This is a genomic window from Gardnerella vaginalis (genome assembly GCF_001563665.1).
GTDB lineage: Bacteria > Actinomycetota > Actinomycetes > Actinomycetales > Bifidobacteriaceae > Bifidobacterium > Bifidobacterium vaginale_A.
On the sequence record NZ_KQ961853.1, the window covers coordinates 172,590 to 190,705 of the forward strand.

Annotated in this window: 11 protein-coding genes; 6 read left to right on the forward strand and 5 right to left on the reverse strand. The window is 34.5% G+C overall.

Annotation, left to right across the window (positions count from 1 at the left end; all coding sequences use genetic code 11):
- Window positions 1–5: 5 nt before the first annotated feature.
- The 3 genes from purF to purD all read left to right on the forward strand — a co-directional run bounded on the left by purF (window position 6) and on the right by purD (window position 3,959).
- Window positions 6–1,484, forward strand: a complete 1,479-nt coding sequence (gene purF / locus HMPREF3230_RS01680) for an amidophosphoribosyltransferase (protein WP_075523246.1) — start codon at window positions 6–8, stop codon at window positions 1,482–1,484.
- Window positions 1,485–1,634: 150 nt separating this feature from the next.
- Window positions 1,635–2,669, forward strand: coding sequence for a phosphoribosylformylglycinamidine cyclo-ligase (gene purM, locus HMPREF3230_RS01685; RefSeq protein WP_075523247.1), 1,035 nt, complete (start codon window positions 1,635–1,637; stop codon window positions 2,667–2,669).
- Window positions 2,670–2,687: 18 nt separating this feature from the next.
- Window positions 2,688–3,959, forward strand: coding sequence for a phosphoribosylamine--glycine ligase (gene purD, locus HMPREF3230_RS01690; RefSeq protein WP_075523248.1), 1,272 nt, complete (start codon window positions 2,688–2,690; stop codon window positions 3,957–3,959).
- A 28-nt stretch (window positions 3,960–3,987) separates the two neighbouring features.
- Here the strand turns inward: purD and HMPREF3230_RS01695 are convergent, their stop codons facing one another.
- Complete coding sequence (locus tag HMPREF3230_RS01695; RefSeq protein WP_082266226.1) at window positions 3,988–6,090, reverse strand: LTA synthase family protein; 2,103 nt, start codon at window positions 6,088–6,090, stop codon at window positions 3,988–3,990.
- Between the two features lie 399 nt (window positions 6,091–6,489).
- Here HMPREF3230_RS01695 and HMPREF3230_RS01700 point away from each other — a divergent pair, with 399 nt between their 5' ends.
- Window positions 6,490–7,899 (forward strand): alpha/beta hydrolase-fold protein, encoded by a 1,410-nt coding sequence (locus HMPREF3230_RS01700; protein ID WP_075523249.1) that lies wholly within the window; start codon window positions 6,490–6,492, stop codon window positions 7,897–7,899.
- Between the two features lie 215 nt (window positions 7,900–8,114).
- Window positions 8,115–10,751: a bifunctional lysylphosphatidylglycerol flippase/synthetase MprF gene (locus HMPREF3230_RS01705; protein WP_075523290.1), complete on the forward strand. Its 2,637-nt coding sequence runs from the start codon at window positions 8,115–8,117 to the stop codon at window positions 10,749–10,751.
- A 167-nt stretch (window positions 10,752–10,918) separates the two neighbouring features.
- Here HMPREF3230_RS01705 and HMPREF3230_RS01710 read toward each other — a convergent pair whose 3' ends face one another.
- From HMPREF3230_RS01710 to HMPREF3230_RS01725, 4 genes are all read right to left on the reverse strand, one after another.
- The gene (locus HMPREF3230_RS01710; RefSeq protein WP_075523250.1) at window positions 10,919–11,659 is read right to left on the reverse strand and encodes a L,D-transpeptidase; all 741 of its coding nucleotides are present in this window, start codon (window positions 11,657–11,659) and stop codon (window positions 10,919–10,921) included.
- A gap of 24 nt (window positions 11,660–11,683) precedes the next feature.
- Complete coding sequence (ychF, locus tag HMPREF3230_RS01715; RefSeq protein WP_075523251.1) at window positions 11,684–12,772, reverse strand: redox-regulated ATPase YchF; 1,089 nt, start codon at window positions 12,770–12,772, stop codon at window positions 11,684–11,686.
- Between the two features lie 79 nt (window positions 12,773–12,851).
- Window positions 12,852–13,655 carry a pyrroline-5-carboxylate reductase gene (proC, locus tag HMPREF3230_RS01720; protein WP_075523252.1) on the reverse strand — a complete coding sequence of 268 codons (804 nt, stop codon included), beginning with the start codon at window positions 13,653–13,655 and terminating at the stop codon, window positions 12,852–12,854.
- A 131-nt stretch (window positions 13,656–13,786) separates the two neighbouring features.
- Window positions 13,787–15,166, reverse strand: a complete 1,380-nt coding sequence (locus tag HMPREF3230_RS01725; protein WP_075523253.1) for an alpha/beta fold hydrolase — start codon at window positions 15,164–15,166, stop codon at window positions 13,787–13,789.
- A gap of 270 nt (window positions 15,167–15,436) precedes the next feature.
- Here HMPREF3230_RS01725 and HMPREF3230_RS01730 point away from each other — a divergent pair, with 270 nt between their 5' ends.
- The gene (locus HMPREF3230_RS01730; protein ID WP_075523254.1) at window positions 15,437–18,112 is read left to right on the forward strand and encodes a sensor histidine kinase; all 2,676 of its coding nucleotides are present in this window, start codon (window positions 15,437–15,439) and stop codon (window positions 18,110–18,112) included.
- Window positions 18,113–18,116: the final 4 nt, after the last annotated feature.

Genomic DNA, 18,116 nt, shown 5'->3' on the forward strand with positions numbered 1-18,116 from the left:
TGAATATGTCTGCAGAACTTGAAGATATACACGAGGAGTGCGGAGTATTTGGTGTATGGGGTCATCCTGATGCCGCGCGGCTTACTTATTTCGGATTGCATGCATTACAACATCGCGGTCAAGAAGGTGCAGGAATTGTATCGAACGATAACGGTAAATTGCACGGACATAGAGGATTAGGATTATTAACGCAAGTTTTTAGTGACGAAAAAATAATAGATAGACTTACTGGAAATAGCGCTATAGGACACGTCCGTTATGCTACTGCAGGATCAGGTAGTATTGAAAACATTCAGCCATTCTTATTTAGATTCCATGATGGAGATGTAGCTTTAGGTCATAATGGAAATTTGACTAATTTCACAACTCTTCGACATAAATTAGAAGATGAAGGAGCGATTTTCCACTCAAATTCAGATACAGAAGTTTTAATGCATTTAATACGCAAATCAAATAAAACTAGTTTCATGGATTGTTTGAAAGAAGCTTTGCAAACTGTTCATGGCGGATTTGCTTACTTATTGCTCACAGGTAATGCTCTAATAGGAGCAACAGATCCTAACGGATTCCGTCCACTTTCCTTAGGTCGCATGAGCAACGGAGCATACGTATTAGCATCTGAAACATGCGCACTTGATATTGTAGGCGCAGAATTTATACGAGATATTGAGCCTGGCGAAATTATTGTTATTAACGATGACGGCTACACAATTGAACGTTATGCAAAGCATGTTCAACATGCTGTGTGTTCAATGGAATTTATTTATTTTGCACGCCCAGATTCTAATATTTATGGAATTAACGTACACTCTGCTAGAAAGCGTATGGGCTCTCGTCTTGCTAAAGAATCTCCTGTTGAAGCAGATATGGTTATTGGAGTACCAAATTCATCTCTTTCTGCTGCAGCTGGTTATGCTGAAACAAGCGGACTTCCTAACGAAATGGGATTGATTAAAAATCAATATGTTGCTCGAACTTTTATTCAACCTACTCAAGAATTGCGCGAACAAGGCGTACGCATGAAACTTTCAGCAGTACGTGGTGTAGTTGCAGGAAAACGAGTAATAGTTATAGATGATTCTATTGTTCGAGGAACTACTTCTAAACGCATTGTGCAACTTCTTAGAGAAGCTGGTGCTAAAGAAGTACATATGCGTATCTCTTCACCACCTCTTAAATATCCTTGCTTCTATGGTATTGATATTCAAACTACTAAAGAATTGATTGCTTCTAAACACTCAATTGATGAAATCCGAGAATATATTGGAGCTGATTCTTTGTCGTTCTTATCATTAGATGGCTTAATTGAGTCGATTGGTTTAAATAAGCCTGCTCCTTATTCAGGATTATGCGTTGCTTATTTCAATGGCGACTACCCTACTTCATTAGACGATTATGCAAATGAGTTTTTATCTTCACTTTCTGAAAAAGAACGTGAACATTTAAATGAAATACGAGCAAAAAGTAAGTATTCATATAAATAAAAAGCAATAAACTCTTAGCGCAAAATAACAAAATAAAAATAACAAAACAAACAACAAAAAAACAAAATATATTAGAAAAACTCGTATATTTTGAAATTGACGAGCAACTTAAAGAATTTTAACAATTATAAATTATGAAAGGAATCTATTATGCCACACGCATATGAAGAAGCCGGCGTAAGTGTAGAAGCAGGATACGAAGTAGTACGTCGTATTAAATCGCATGTTAAACGCACTGAACGCAAAGGCGTTATGGGTGGCATTGGAGGTTTCGGAGGCCTATTCGATTTAGCTTGTCTTGGATACAAAGAACCTGTTTTAATTTCTGGCACAGATGGAGTTGGAACAAAACTCATGATTGCCAAAATGATGAATAAGCATAACACAATCGGAATAGATTGCGTTGCTATGTGCGTGAACGACATTGCAGCTCAAGGAGCAGAGCCACTATTTTTCCTTGATTACATTGCTTGCGGAAAAAATAATCCAAAATTACTCGAACAAGTCGTTTCAGGAGTCGCAGATGGATGCATTCAAGCAGGAGCAGGCTTAATTGGCGGCGAAACCGCTGAAATGCCAGGAATGTACGATGAAGATGAATACGATTTAGCAGGATTTGCAGTAGGAGTAGCCGAAAAATCTAACATTATTGACGGATCTACTATTTGCAAAGGTGATGTTTTAATAGGATTACCTTCTTCCGGTGTTCACTCGAACGGATTCTCGCTTGTGCGTAAAGCTTTGTTTGAAGAAGCAGGATACGATGTAAACACTAAACTTGAAGAGCTTGACGGAAAAACTATTGGCGAAGTTCTGCTCGAACCTACTCGCATTTACGTAAAAGCATTAAAACCATTATTTGAAAAACATCTTATTAAAGGCGTTGCTCATATTACAGGTGGCGGATTTATTGAAAATATTCCTCGCATGTATTCAAATAATCTTGCAACTAAAATTAACACTAATAGCTGGAGTATTCCACCTATTTTCAACGTTATTGAAAAAGCAGGGAATGTAGATCATACAGAAATGTTCAACGTGTTTAATATGGGTATTGGCATGGTTTTGGCGGTTGATGAAAGCAAAGCTGAAGAAGCACTGAGCACACTAAGCGAAAATAATGAAACAGCTTATGTTATTGGCAAAATGATTGAGCGCGAAAACGCTGCAGTTGAGTTGCAATAAAACTATAAAGGACAGAAAATGAAAGTTTTAGTTATTGGTTCAGGCGCACGCGAACACGCTATTGCACACACACTTCTTAAAGGTGAAAGCGTTGAAGAGGTAACTGTTGCTCCTGGAAATCCTGGTATTGAAGCAGACGGAATTAAAACCGTAAACATAAGCCAGTCGGATCACGAAGCTCTTATTAAGTTCGTTAAAGATAACAACTACGATTTTGCGTTCATTGGACCAGAAGTGCCACTTATGAACGGAATCGTGGACGATTTTGAAGCTCACAGCATTCCCGCTTTTGGCCCAAATAAAGCCGCTGCTCAAATAGAAGGCTCTAAAGATTTCGCTAAGAAACTTATGGATCGGCATAATATTCCAACAGCAGCGTATCAAACTTTCGAATCCCTAGAGCCAGCTAAAAACTACGTACTTGAGCATGGCGCTCCAATTGTAATTAAAGCAGACGGCTTGGCAGCAGGAAAAGGCGTTACTGTTGCAATGGACGAGAAAACTGCTCTTGATGCTTTAGAAGATATTTTTGTTGACAAACGTTTTGGATCTGCCGGAGCAAAAGTAGTAATAGAAGATTTTTTGCAAGGTCAAGAATTTTCTCTTATGAGTTTTGTAAGCGGAACTGATTTTTGGGTTATGCCAATTTCTCAGGATCATAAACGAGCTCATGACGGCGATACTGGTCCAAACACTGGAGGAATGGGAGCTTACAGCCCTGTACCTCAAATAAGCAATGAAATAGTCGAACGAGCTATTAACGAGATTGTGCGCCCAACAGTAGAAGGCATGGCAAAAGAAGGAACTCCGTTTACAGGAATACTTTATGCTGGCTTAATTGCAACTAAAGAGGGACCTAAAGTTATTGAGTTTAATGCTAGATTTGGAGACCCAGAAACTGAAGTTGTTCTTCCAAGATTAACTTCAGACTTTGCTACAGCAATTTGGAATATTCTAAATCATAAAAATCCAACTTTCACATGGAAAAAAGATGGAATCACACTTGGAGTAATTATTGCTAGCGAAGGATACCCTGGAACACTTATTTTAGGAGCAACTCTCCCTAAAATTCCTGTTGATGAAGAACAATGTCAACACGTTTATTTTGCAGGAGTTAAAAGTGATAAAGAAGATAAAAACACTTTAATCACTTCTTCTGGAAGAGTAGCTCTTGTACAAGTACACGGGAAAAATGTTTTAGATGCGCAAAACAAGGTTTATAGCATATTAGACAAACTCAATCTTACACATATGTTCTTTAGACATGATATTGCTTCTAAAGCATTGTAAAATCAAGCGTTAGAAGCAAATCTAATATTTACGGCATAGTGTAGAAACCCATATCACGCATGTAATTCTTTCCAACTGTAACATCATATTGTATGAGCTTATAGTCGTTTAACAAACGCTTAGTTTCTTTATCTAATTGCGAATAGGTCATTGGCTTTCCAGAATTGTCAAGATAAATAGAATTACCTTCAGGAATTCTTTGCCACGATTGAATAGTATTCACTACTGGAGGTTCCATAGCGCTTACATGACTACGCAATACAGTCAAGAAAGCTACATATGGTGAAACTTTCGCATTCATATGTTTTGCAATTTGCGATATGAAGAAGTTTGGAGAAGAATATGATTCTGGTTCAACACGAATACTTTCAGGCGACTTCATTTCATTGCGAGCGCACTTATTTGACCAAATAAAGTAATCAGTTAAATGTAATACAAGAGAATTCTTCTTATTCGCGCTTGCACTTGAATAAGCTCCAGGAAGATGATCACCATAGAACATTACTGTTATTGGCTTATTTAATTGATCTAAACTATCAAGGAATTTCTCTGTAGCTTTATCTGTATAATTAGCACCTTTAGCATAAGTCTGAATAATAGATGACTCTTCTACTCCTAAAGGCTTGCTTGGATCAGTAGAAGTAACTTTAAAATCATTATCCTTATACCAATTGTTATAAGGCATATGATTTTGCATAGTAACTAATTGTACGAATTCTGGCTGATTCTTAATTCTAAGCGATTCCAAAACACTATCGTAAGCAGATTCATCAGAAACATAAGGAGCGTCATCAATATGATTCTGATAAGAAATAACATCTGGCTCTCGTAATGAATAAAACTTAGTGAATCCAAATTTCTTATAATTTTTCGCACGCAAATACATAGAAGGCTCAAAAGGATGGAAAGCAACAGAATTCTTACCATCATTCCAATATCGATTTATAGTTGGAACAAACGAAACTTTTGGCACTAACTGTTGATAAGGGCTAGTAAGAGAAGGATCAAAATTAACCATACTCAAACCAGTCATAGACATATATTCGAGATTTGCAGTGCCTCCACCATAGCCAGACGAGAGCATAAGACCGCTATCATTTGACTTCTTCACGCTTTCAATAAAAGGCACAACGCTTTTATTAAATGAAAGTCCTGGAATGCGTTCCGGATTTGCAAACGATTCAGAAAGAACCATAATAAGAGTATTATCGTTAATCTTCATAGTTCTTGAAGAATTAAGTTTCTTAGCTTCTTTCTCATATCTAGCAGCGATTTGACGCATTGTTTTCTCATTATAATTTTGTGGCTCAGTCATAACTTTCGTATTAACTTGACGCATAAAAGCCAACAATGGTCCATTCATTTGAGCATCATAAGCAGAATCCCACATAACTGGATAATCGCCCATAGATTGATTGAATGAATTTGCAAAAGAATTCACTGTGCCTACAGTTGAAACATACCATGCAAAAATACTGAAAATAACAATAACAATGCCGCCACGAACACCGTATCGCAATTGAGGGCGCTCAAACCATACTACTTTTCCACGATTCTTATCTATAAAATGAATAGACATAAAAATCAGGACCAATAAAATTACTCCAACAATTGCGTAAAAAATTACTCTACTAGCGTTATAAGGCAAAAATGTCGATATAGATCCTGTATCACTTTGAAGAAAATTTAAATCTGCTGGAAGAATAGCCTCATTCCTCACGAATATTTTCATATACTCAATAATTGAAATTACAAGCGAAACTGAAAGAATTATCATCGATGTAATCCAAAAACGATTAGTTATAAACAGCAATATTGCGTAAATAAAAGCAGCTATCAGTAAATTAAGAATGAGCACAAAGTTCAACTGATTTATCATGTTTTGGAACATGCGATTTAGATTTTCTTGCAAACTTTGTAAAACTTGCTCTCTATTTCCAGTTTGCACTCCCAATTGGAAAATCACTACTAAAGCAATATCGTTAAGAATGAAAAATACAATATAAAGCCATCTAGGAATTGGCACTTGGAACTTAGATAATTGAACTTTCAATTTATCAAAAAACTTTTTACTTTTATCTACATCATCCTTCTTTTCATCTTCTAAAGCTTCTTGAGCAACTTCATTCATAACTTATTCCAATCATTCTTAATAAATACACCTAAAAATACGCAATATGTCTATATTGTAATTATTAGTATCGTCATAAAGCTCAAATCACATATATACAAGCTCAAATCACATATAATTTTTCTAAAATAATCTCTACAATAAAGAGAATAAAAGATAAGAACAAAAAAGATAAAAAGCTTAACAAATAAAAAATAACAATAAAAATAAAAACAAAAACAAATATTTCATAAAACTACTTAAAAATAATTTCATACTTTTAACTGATGCGAAAATATTTATTACTTATATCATGATATTAGATGTAAAAAAAAATAAAACTTTTATGGAAAAACTCAAAAGCTTAAACTATATTTACTTCGGATATGTTTAGTAATTAAGGACGAGAATCATAAAATTATGAAGGCACTGGAATCAATAAGTCTTATAAAAGGATGGCTACCAATAAGTTTATTCATCCTAACTGGATTATCACTGATAATATTATTATGCTCTAAATCTATTTTTAATAAGAAAAAGAAATACATTATTCCAACTCTAATAAAACTTGGAATAACTTTCATAGCATTTCTGATAGGTTTGCTTATTATATGGCTTATTTCAGATGTTTTTCTTATTTTTGGAGTAAGCCTCGGATGGCTTGTAAACATAAGCATTGCAATAGGAATAAGCTTAATCGCATTTAGCATAACTAGTGCAGTGTTATCGAAAGGCTTAAAGCGAATTTTTGCTATTTTTACAATAATTCTCGTATTATTAAGCACTCTTGTGCAAGTAGATATAATTTATGGCGAATACACAACTATTGGCTCGATTTTTGGATTAGGCGGATATCCTAAATTAGAAAAAACTAAGAAAAAATCTTCAAACTTAAGCATTGCACAATGGAAAGAGTTAGCAAAAAAACATAAATTGCCTACTATACCTAAAAATGGGATTACTAGATCTGTAAAAATTCCTGCTCCAAAATCACATTTTAACGCTCGTATAGCTAACGTATATCTTCCACCTGCTGCTTTAGTAAAAAATCCTCCAAAATTGCCTGTAATGGTTATGTTAGCCGGACAACCAGGAAGCCCTAATAGATTCTTTTCAGCAAGTGATATTGTGAACACTTTAGATGATTTTGCAAAAAAGCATAATGGTCTTGCACCTATAGTTATATCTCCTGATCAAAATGGCGATCAATCGCATAACTCTCTATGCGCAGACACGAATGTTTATGGTAAAGCTGAAACATATCTCACTAAAGACGTTCCAAATTGGATAATTAAAAATCTTACTGTCGACACTAATCCTAATTTTTGGATGATGGGAGGATTCTCTCAAGGAGGAACTTGCAGTACACAATTAGTACCTGCTCATCCAGATATCTATGGGAATATTTTTGCAGCAGGCGGCGAATTAGAACCTACTTATAAAAATCGTTTACAAACTATAAATCGCTATTTTAACGGAAATACTAAAGCGTATGAAAATCATGTTCCTGTAGTAATTATGAGCAAAAAAGCTCCTCTTAACCAATATTATTATTCTATTGCAGGGCAATGGGATTTGGATTCGCAAAAAAATCAAAACATTATATCTAAAGCTGCTCATAAAGCAGGAATGAATGTTATAACTATGATTGCAAAATCTCATGGTCATGATTGGTATACAGTAAAAGCAGGTTTACAAGTAGCAATAGATCGTTTTTCTAAAAGAACAGGAATCAGCGACACTCTCCCACCTCTTTACACGTATAGCAATATAAAAATTGTTAAATCTGAGAATAGAGAAACGAGAATAAAATGCAAGCAACATCTGTAAAAGAACAATCAAATGAGCAAAATGATGAGCAATCCACGCCAAAAACTCCAATCACGACAAGCGATGAGCACAACTCCGTGAAAACAGATGAACAAAACTCAGAACAAAACTCAGAAACAATCCAAGCAATTCTAGATCAACAAACAACTAGAGATACAAACACTTATCAAAAAATACAATCTAAAACACAGAAACAAAACGCACACAACAATCACATGCGCGTAATTTTTAAAGACATAATGTCTTGGATTCGCGGACGCATTCTTGCAACGTACACAGCAGCAACCTTGATTATTATTAACATAGTCAATTGGATTTTCACAACGATCTCTCACTTGTACGCTAATGGAACAGATACAACTTTGTCTAAATTATTTGTATACAGAAAACCAAAAATTACAAACGCATTATTCTTTGGTCACAATAATATTCCTGTATTTTTATCACAATTATTAAAAACACTTGTTTATGTCAACAGCATATCTTCACTTATGATTAACGCTGCACTTTCAATCATTTTGATTGGTTTAGCAGAAACTCACATGAAAAAAATACGCATGATAAGTATTTCTCTTATCAGCACATGTTCAGGAATAATATTTGGATTAACACTCATAGGCGCACTTTCAACGCTTATTAGCAATTTGGGTTGGATCAGACGTATTCCAATTAGACTTTCACCATTTACATTATTTGTAGGAATCTTTATGGCTGCAGCATACTACCAATCTTTACTTCTTCGAAGAAGAATGCTGGTAGTTGGATACACAATAACATTCGCAATGCTGTTATATAGCGGTAATCCAGGAGATTATTGCACACTTATAGCAGCTATTACAGGTCAAATAATAGGGAAACTCTTATTAAGATCTCATAGAGATAAATCTTCACAAACAAAAAAACAAAGACAATGGTGGCAAGGAACAGACTACGAAGTACGAAGGTTATTTGCAATATCACAAGTAGTTATGGCAATAGGACCAATATTAGCTCTTTCATCTCGTTCTCATGCTGGAATTTTAACAATGCTAGGATTGTTCATGTCTCCAGAATTAGGAGGAAAATCTTGGCTTACAAGATGCATGAGTAATTCAACTTCTGCAAGCTGCTTACTACATGTAGGATTACATCACACAGCTTATGGAGGATTATGGATTCGCGCTGCCTTACCAATGGTTGCAATGCTTTTAATAGCTTGGGGACTACTACGTGGAAGACGACTTGCAGCATGGACAGCAATCGCAGTTAATACTATCACAGCAATTTTTGCAACAACATACTTTACTATTTTGCCTTTAATTGCATCTATGCAAAACACTCCTAATACAGGTCATAATGCTTCTGCAGTTGCGTTTGCACTAACAGCTTTTCCACCTATTATTATTGTTATTTTATTAGTTTCAAACATTAAACACTTCTCAATTCACACAGATAAACGTCAAGTAATAATAGGTCTTACAATCATATTTTTAACATTACTATTTACTTCAATAGCATACATTTCAATAGGATTACTATTGCCTCAAAAATTCCATCCTACAGCTAATTTATATAACTTAATACTAGATTTACCAGGGCGATGGATGCCAATGGGATTCGCAAGTAGAACAAGAATAATGCTTATACCTAAAAGCACGCTTATATCACTAGTTATGCAAAGTATAGGCGTGATTTTCTGGGCAGCAGTAGTATTTGTTTGCGTAAAATGGTTTAGAACTATTATTTCTCTAAATGAAGAAGATCGCAATAAAGCAAGTAAACTAGTAGAATGTGGCGGAGAAACAATGAGTTTCATGACCACTTGGCAAGGAAATCATTACTGGTTTTCTCCTAGTGAAAATTCAGCAATAGCTTATCGCGTTAAATACGGTATTGCTTTAACTCTTACAGGTCCTTTTGGAGAACAAAGCGAATATAGACAAAGCATAAAAGGATTTATACAATTTTGCGAAAAAAATTCGTTGGCACCTGTTTTTTATGCTGTACATGAAAGTCAACGTAAGATTTTAGAAGAATTAGGGTTTTCTTCTATAAAAGTCGGAACTGAAATGATTATTAATCCAAATAGTTGGCAAACTCGTGGTAAAAAATGGCAAGATATTCGCACTGCAATAAATAAAGCTAAGCGCGAAGGCATTACAGATATAATGAGTACTTTTGATGAAGCGCAAGATGATATCAAACGACAGATTGTTGAAATTTCTGAAGAATGGGCAGAACTTAAAGCATTACCAGAAATGAAATTTACTCTTGGCGGAATTGAAGAATTACAAGATTCTAGAGTTATTCTTCTTTACGCAATAGATTTACATAACAGAGTTTTAGGAATAACAAGTTGGATGCCTTCATATCAGCACAATAAGATAATTGGTTGGACTCTTGATTTTATGAGACATCGCACAGATAGCCCTAACGGAATTATGGAATTCCTCATAGCTAGAATGGCTGAAAGACTACGAGATGAAGGATTAGAACACACAGAATCAGCTGTAAAATTTATGAGCCTATCTGCTGCTCCTCTAGCTGGTATGGAAGATATTGAGGATAAAGATATAGATAAAGATAAAGATATAGATAAAGATATACAAGAAAACTCCAATGAAAGCAATATTATAAATCATGCTTTAACTATGGTTTCAGACATTTTAGAACCAGCATACGGATTTAAATCTTTATACTTCTTCAAAAAGAAATTCCAACCAGACGCAAATCCTGTATACATTTGTTATCAAGATTCAGCGAAACTCGCTCAAATATCACTTGCTGTTACAAGCTCTTACCTTCCAGAAACAAATCCTAAGCAACTATTAGAAATGATTAAAACATTACAAAATGGTCACAAAAAAGATTAAAATAACGAACAACTCAAAGAAAAAATAATGAATTTTGCGAACATCACAGAGCTAACTTAAACCTCTTGAACGAACGCATAATGTTTTGCGCGCATAGTTTCCGTATCTAAACTCTCATGTAATTAGTTGATGCTATTAAATAACAGCATCGTATATTTTATGAAATTTTAGATAATTTTCACTTTCACGCCTTGTGGAATGTTTACATAAATCCATTTAGCATCTGGAACGCTTAATCGCACACAACCATTAGAAGCTTTGTGACCTAATTTACGAGCTTCTGATTTAATATAAGTACCAAATCTGCGACCAGTTGGAACAGTATGGAACAAGTATTTGGACTGTTTGAACCCAACCCAATAATCTCCACCTAAACGCTCTTTAGGATTATAAAAATGAGTTCCTCGATCAGTAATCTTATAAGTACCTTTAGGAGTTAAATTACCGATTCCAGTACTTGCAATCATAGTGTAAAGCACTTCACTACCATTGTATACAGTAACAGTTTGTGAACTTGTATCTACTTTCAAATAAATATTCTTTTTATCTAAATTTTTAATATCAGGATACGCTCCTCCAGTAGGATTCTTCCAGATGTCGTCAGGATTCTTTTTTTCAGCAGCATCTTTTTTAGAATTTTTAACTGGAGATGGCACAGTATTGCGTTTTTTGAGCTTAATTATATTATGTTTCTTCTTATTGGAAACACTGTAAATTTTACTATTAACAGAAGCAACACTTTTTATTGAATAATCAACATATTCTAAATAGTCAATAACTAAAACAATAATAATGATTAAGCCAATAAAACGATGCAACATAGTTCCATGAGCCCACGAATCAAAAAAACTCTTCATCGTATTAGAAAACTTCTTTATATCGTTAATCACGGCACTAAACACTCGCATAACATCTCCATCAATAATACAGAATCACACATTAAACTTAAACTCAACTATATCGCCATCTTGCATCACATAGTCGCGACCTTCAAGACGAAGCTTTCCTTCTTCCTTGATTTTAGGCATAGAACCATTAGCTTCTACAAAGTCATTGTAAGATACAACTTCTGCTTTAATAAATCCACGCTCAAAATCAGTGTGAATAACTCCAGCAGCTTTAGGAGCAGTCCAGCCTTTATGAATTTGCCAAGCGTGAACTTCCTTAACACCCGCAGTTAAGTAAGTTTGAAGTCCTAAAATATCAAATCCAACTCGCGCAAGCTGATCTAAACCTGATTCTTTCAAACCAGCATCTTCTAGCATTTCACGAGCATCAGTCTCATCAAGTTCAGTAAGCTCAGACTCAAATTGAGCATTCAAGAATATTGCTTTAGCAGGGGCAACAGAAGCTGAAAGTTTAGACTTTAAATCTTCATCGCAAAGCTCAGAATCATCAACATTGAACACGTAAATAAACGGCTTAGCAGTTAGCAAATGCAAATCATACACATCGTTTTTATCAATAAGCTTTTCGTTATGAGCCTGATCAATTGTCTTTCCAGAAGCAAGAATCTTTTTAGCAAGATTTACAGCATCAACATACTCTTGAGTTACTTTCTTTCCGCGTAAATCTTTTTCTAGCTTTGGCAATGCATTATCAATAGTTTGCATATCTGCAAGAATAAGCTCAGTGTTTATAGTTTCAATATCGTCTGCAGGATCAACTTTGCCGTTTACATGAACAATATCGTCATCGTTAAACGCACGAACAACTTCACAAATTGCGTCTGCTTCACGAATATTTGCAAGGAACTTGTTTCCTAAACCTTCACCTTCAGATGCACCTTTAACAATACCTGCAATATCTACGAAAGTAACTGTTGCTGGCACGATTTTTTCAGTATGAACTAATTTAGCTAATACTGGTAAACGATGATCAGGTAATGGAACAATACCAGTATTCGGCTCAATAGTTGCAAATGGATAATTTTCTGCTAATACATTATTGCGAGTTAAAGCATTAAACATAGTGGACTTGCCAACATTAGGCAAACCAACAATTCCTATTGTTAAAGACATATTCACCTAGTCTAGACCTGCGCGCGGAAAGCACGACACTAATACTAATTTACTAATACTAATTTACTTTACAATTCGACTATTTATTTTTTTCAATAGCATCTATAGCAGCAATCACATCTCCTCTAAAACCACGAGATTCTAATTCTGCAACACCACGAATAGTGGTTCCTCCTGGAGAACATACAGAATCTTTCATCTCTCCTGGATGCATTCTAGAATCCATATACAATGCTCCAACTCCTTCAATCATTTTAGCTGCTAGACGATAAGCACAATCACGTTTCAATCCGTACTTTACGCCTGCATCTGCTAACGCTTCCATATACATTGACGTAAAAGCAGGAGCACAACTAGAAACACACATAGCAATATTCATATCTTTTGCATCAACATACTCTATTAGAGATATAGGTTCAAAAAGAGCATTAAACATTTTTATTTGCTCTTTCGTTAGACTATTTGTAGATTCAGCTAAAGTTACTCCATTGCAAACAGCAATAGGTGTATTAGGAATAATGCATTGAACATTTGCAGCATTCCCAAGAACTTCTTTATAACGCTCTAAATTCCAACCAGCAGCAACTGAGATTATTGCAATGCCGCGTTTAACAATCAAATCAGAAAGAGGCAAGAGCACAGACTCAATCAGATGAGGCTTTATTGCAATAATAATCACATCACTTACTTGGCATACTTCTAAAGCGCTATGCATAGGGCGTATGCCAAGCAAAGAACAATTACGTTCTAATTTCTCATAATGTGCAGCACATGCAACAATATTTGAAGCATTAACACCAGACTTAGTTAGTCCTTTTGCAATTGCTTGCGCCATATTTCCATATCCAATAAATCCTACTGTTGCAACGAAATCAGAACTCATTTCCAATAAAATCCCATCTAAATTTGACCAATTTTCCTATTTTCACGCATGATTATTTACAATACATGAACTGCGAATCTAAATCACTATTCAAGATTACTAATAATAGATTATTATAATAAATCATTAGCTTACTTATATAAAGCTTGTAAATCTCCCCTATCTCTAGCTTCATCTAACAAATGACGAAATACTTTAGAACCATGAACACCATCATGCTCAAATTCATTTGTAGTCCAATAATGTGAATTAGATATACGCGACAACGTATCTAATTGCAATCCAGAATCAACATACAAATCATCGAAATAAACAGCTGCTTGCAGAGGAACTTCATTATTAGATAATTGTTCCTCATCATAAATCTTTCCAAATTTTTTATCTTCCATCATACTATCAACAGCAGGCTTAAACGGACTTAACGCAAGTTCTTGATCAAACATCCAAGGGAATACAGCTTCCCCAGTAAAAAGAAGAGGACGAGCAGAACAAGAAAATTCAGGCATAGAGTCGCGAACTTGTTGAGCTGCCCAACGAATAGGATTATCTAATTCACCATCAGCGTAAATAAACTCCTGAAGAGGCCAATAAAGAGGACTAGAAGAAGTTTCATCCATGATTGAATACAGGAATTCATCACTTAGAGAACCACTGATAGAACCACCACTATGTTTAAATGCTTTAAGAGAACCATCTGCATCAGAAAAAGCAGAATCGAGCACCCAATGAATTCTCTCAAAACTCGGTTTCATACCAAAAGACGAGCCTAAGGTTTGTAATCTTTCAACAGTAAGATTTTCACCATTAGGAAGAACTACATCTCCTTGCGAAATTCTATCTGCAATAGCAGCAACTCTAGCAACATCTTGCGGATATCTCTCATAGAATTGCTCTGTTTTTGTGGCCATACGAGGGAATGTATGTTCATATACTTCGCGAGCATTAGCTGGAACATGAGGAATACCGCCAGTTGTGAAACTAGCGATTAGACCTTGTGGGAATAGCGATAGATAAGTAAGAGTTAAGAATCCACCATAACTTTGCCCTAATGAAACCCAAGGCTTAGCATCAAATTCACTAATACGCAAATGCTCAAAATCACGAACAATAGAATCAGCTAAGAAACGCTTCAAATACCAAGCTTGATGTTCAACACTAACACCGTCAGCAGCCATACGTTTCATAGTTGAAGCATCAACTCTAGAAGAGCGACCAACTCCACGCTGATCAGGCAAAACTATTCTAAAATATTTAACAGCTTCTTCAATCCAACCATCACTAGAAGGTGAAAGAGGACGAGGGCACTGCCCACCAGGTCCTCCTTGCAAGAACACAAGCAACGGCAAATCGTCATGCGCGTGCTGCGGAGAAGTAATAACTCTACAAAATAGACGAATTGTTTCACCTTTAACTTGATCTCCTGGAGTATTTCCTTCCCAATCAAGAGGCACATCTATAGCACGTTCTTCTACGTATAACCCCGGTACGTAATAATGTGTTAATAAAGTCATGACAACTCGCCTTTCTACACAAAATTCTTAAGCGAAACTATAGATAACTATAAGACATATTCTACTAACAAATAATCTATCAATGTGAAATTAACTACGAATTTACTATATTTTACTCTATTAGAATAAAACACAAAATCATGCGAATATACGAAATCATGCGAATATACGAAATCATTCAACAAAAACACAAAATCAAAAATGCTAAAAATCGCAAATCATACTAAAGTTCGATTGTTCTATAAAGAACTATGCATTAGCCTAGTAGATATGAATATACAGCATGCACTACGAAATGCAATGAATCGCTTAAGAAATGAAATAACAATAAAAGATTTGATTGGTAGTATATTCATTATTTTTATATCTTTTACAATGTTTAAATATCCTTGGAATAGAATTGATGGTCTTATAACACAAGGAAGTATAGTAACTGTCATAATAGTTAGAATTGTTATTGCATCACTGATATGCGTGCGTAAAATATGGCCAAGCCAAGTAGCTATTATCTTTATTTGCGTTTGCATAATCCACTTGCTTTTAGGACCATCTCTACTTTTTGATGATTTTCTAGGATTTATTTTACTTTCTAACGTTATTTCAAGAGGAAAACCTGAACATTCTAGAGCATTTGTTATTAGTGCTTATATAACTACTATTTTGTCTGCTATTTCAATATCTTGGTCAATAGTAATAGGATCATTTTCAGGAAAAGCAAGTAAAGGAATAATATACGCTTGCAAAATTTATAATCCTTCAGCAAACCATCCAGCTGTGTGCACATCAATTATTTTGAATTTCGCGCTACCTTCAGTAATTTTTGCAATTATAGCAACTACTATCACAGTTATTATTGGTTATTGGCAACGCTCAAGCTTGCATTTTATTAAACTTTTGCAAGAAAATAATGCAACTATTTTAGCTAATCGCAAACACTGGCAACATATTACCGTCACTTCTGAGCGTGCAAGAATTGCTAGAGAGATGCATGATATAGTTGCACATACGCTTTCGATTATCATAGTGCAATCAGATGGCGGAAGATACGCTGCATCACACGATATTCCTCTTGCCAAAAAAACTATGATCATAATTAAAAATGAAGCAGAACGAGCAATTAACGATATGAAGAAAATGCTAAAAGCATTAAGCGAAACTTCTTCACATGAAGATAATTACTCTGAAATATCTTCACTTATTGAGCAAGCTAGAGTTGCATCTCCAAATAATATTTTTTGGCATACTGTCGATGGGAAAAACTCTTCAAACATGCTTGATTCACAAGCGCAAGCCGTAGCTTATAGAGTTATACAAGAAGCACTTAGTAATATACGAAAGCATGCTGGAGATAGCGTTAGAGTTAAAATTCATGAACAATGGGATCTTAAAGGCTTAACTTTAATAATTAACAATGAAATAAATAAAAATGGATCAGAATCTTCTCAAAATATCAACTCAAAAACAAAACACGGATATGGCTTAATCGGAATGAAAGAACGACTTGAGCGCATAAACGGTAAATTAACTTCCGGAAAACTAGAAGATGGATCATTTAATATTATTGCTTTCATACCATATTCTTATCAAAACGATAAAGCTACACTAAAATTATTAGGTAATAGAATATCAGAAATAAAACACTCAAGCTCACGAATTGAAGCAACTAGTTCAAACTTAAAAACAAATCCTATCAATATAGAAAATACTAATAAAAATGAAACACAAACTTTAATAGAAAATAGTGAGCAAAATATAAAAAATATAAAAGATACAGGAAAAGGATTTAATAGTAAAAAAGTTAGATCAGAAAATAATATTGAAAAAATATCTCAATGGATGCAACAACACTGGCTTATAGGAGATATTATTTGTTACTCTCCATGGCTCATACTTTTCCTTATAATTCCAACATACGATTCAATTCTAGGAAATACAGTACCTTACGATAATTGCAATACAATTTTCGTTAATATAATGTATAGAGTATTTACACTAACAACTATAGTTCCTATGATGTTTCGGCGAAAAGCTCCAACAGCATGCGCTATAATTGTTTCAATTTGTTCTGCATTACAATTGATTTTCTTACAAAATATTATTTATGCAAACTTAACTGTGCCTGCTATTATCTATGCATCAGTTCTATATGGGAAAAAGAACACATGGAAATGGGTTAGCGCAGCCACTCTTGTTGAATGCACTATTTTCGGCATAAAAACTGCTATTTCTTCGCGAAAATTTACAATGAACGTAACTCTGTTCCAATTTTTCGATTCTAAGTATAATATTTCCAATTTTTATGATTTCACGCAAATTATAGCAATTGGACTTATTATAGGATTTTTACTTTCTATAGTTTTATTTATTGTGATTGCTTTTGCATACTATAAGCGAAATGACAATAATAACTTGTTACTTCTTAAAACTAGAAAAATTGAATTAGAAAAAGAACAACAACAATTACAAACTCTTATTGCTAACGCAGAAAGACAACGTATTAGCGCAAATATTCAACAAGAAGTTTCTGTTACATTGCACAGAGTTATAAACGCTGCAAATAATGGAATTTCAATGCTAAACGAATACGAAAAAGCAAAAAACAACGAGAATACAGAAGATAACGAAAACAACAACGAAGACAACAACGAAGCTAACAACACAAACAACAACACAAATATAGAGAACAACAATTTGCAACCTTCAAATGACATAGATCAACAAAAAGAAGATATTGAAAAAGCATTCAAAAATATTGGTAGCGAAGGTCGCTCAGCTCTTAAATATATGCGAAATTTGCTTGGAATTTTACGAGAAACCGGCTCTAGCGATGAAGCAATAAATAAAAATACAAATGTTCACAATTCAAAAAACAATAAACTAGTATTACATCCTGCATCTTCTATTGATGAACAAATTCAACACAGTATTGAAAATAAGCAACAATAACTTG

What these genes read in the sequence shown, in the direction of transcription:
- purF (WP_075523246.1), top strand. Translation starts at nt 6, where the DNA reads ATGTCTGCAGAACTTGAAGATATACACGAGGAGTGCGGAGTATTTGGT.
- purM (WP_075523247.1), top strand. Translation starts at nt 1,635, where the DNA reads ATGCCACACGCATATGAAGAAGCCGGCGTAAGTGTAGAAGCAGGATAC.
- purD (WP_075523248.1), top strand. Translation starts at nt 2,688, where the DNA reads ATGAAAGTTTTAGTTATTGGTTCAGGCGCACGCGAACACGCTATTGCA.
- HMPREF3230_RS01695 (WP_082266226.1), bottom strand. Translation starts at nt 6,090, where the DNA reads ATGAATGAAGTTGCTCAAGAAGCTTTAGAAGATGAAAAGAAGGATGAT.
- HMPREF3230_RS01700 (WP_075523249.1), top strand. Translation starts at nt 6,490, where the DNA reads ATGAAGGCACTGGAATCAATAAGTCTTATAAAAGGATGGCTACCAATA.
- HMPREF3230_RS01705 (WP_075523290.1), top strand. Translation starts at nt 8,115, where the DNA reads ATGCGCGTAATTTTTAAAGACATAATGTCTTGGATTCGCGGACGCATT.
- HMPREF3230_RS01710 (WP_075523250.1), bottom strand. Translation starts at nt 11,659, where the DNA reads ATGCGAGTGTTTAGTGCCGTGATTAACGATATAAAGAAGTTTTCTAAT.
- ychF (WP_075523251.1), bottom strand. Translation starts at nt 12,772, where the DNA reads ATGTCTTTAACAATAGGAATTGTTGGTTTGCCTAATGTTGGCAAGTCC.
- proC (WP_075523252.1), bottom strand. Translation starts at nt 13,655, where the DNA reads ATGAGTTCTGATTTCGTTGCAACAGTAGGATTTATTGGATATGGAAAT.
- HMPREF3230_RS01725 (WP_075523253.1), bottom strand. Translation starts at nt 15,166, where the DNA reads ATGACTTTATTAACACATTATTACGTACCGGGGTTATACGTAGAAGAA.
- HMPREF3230_RS01730 (WP_075523254.1), top strand. Translation starts at nt 15,437, where the DNA reads ATGAATATACAGCATGCACTACGAAATGCAATGAATCGCTTAAGAAAT.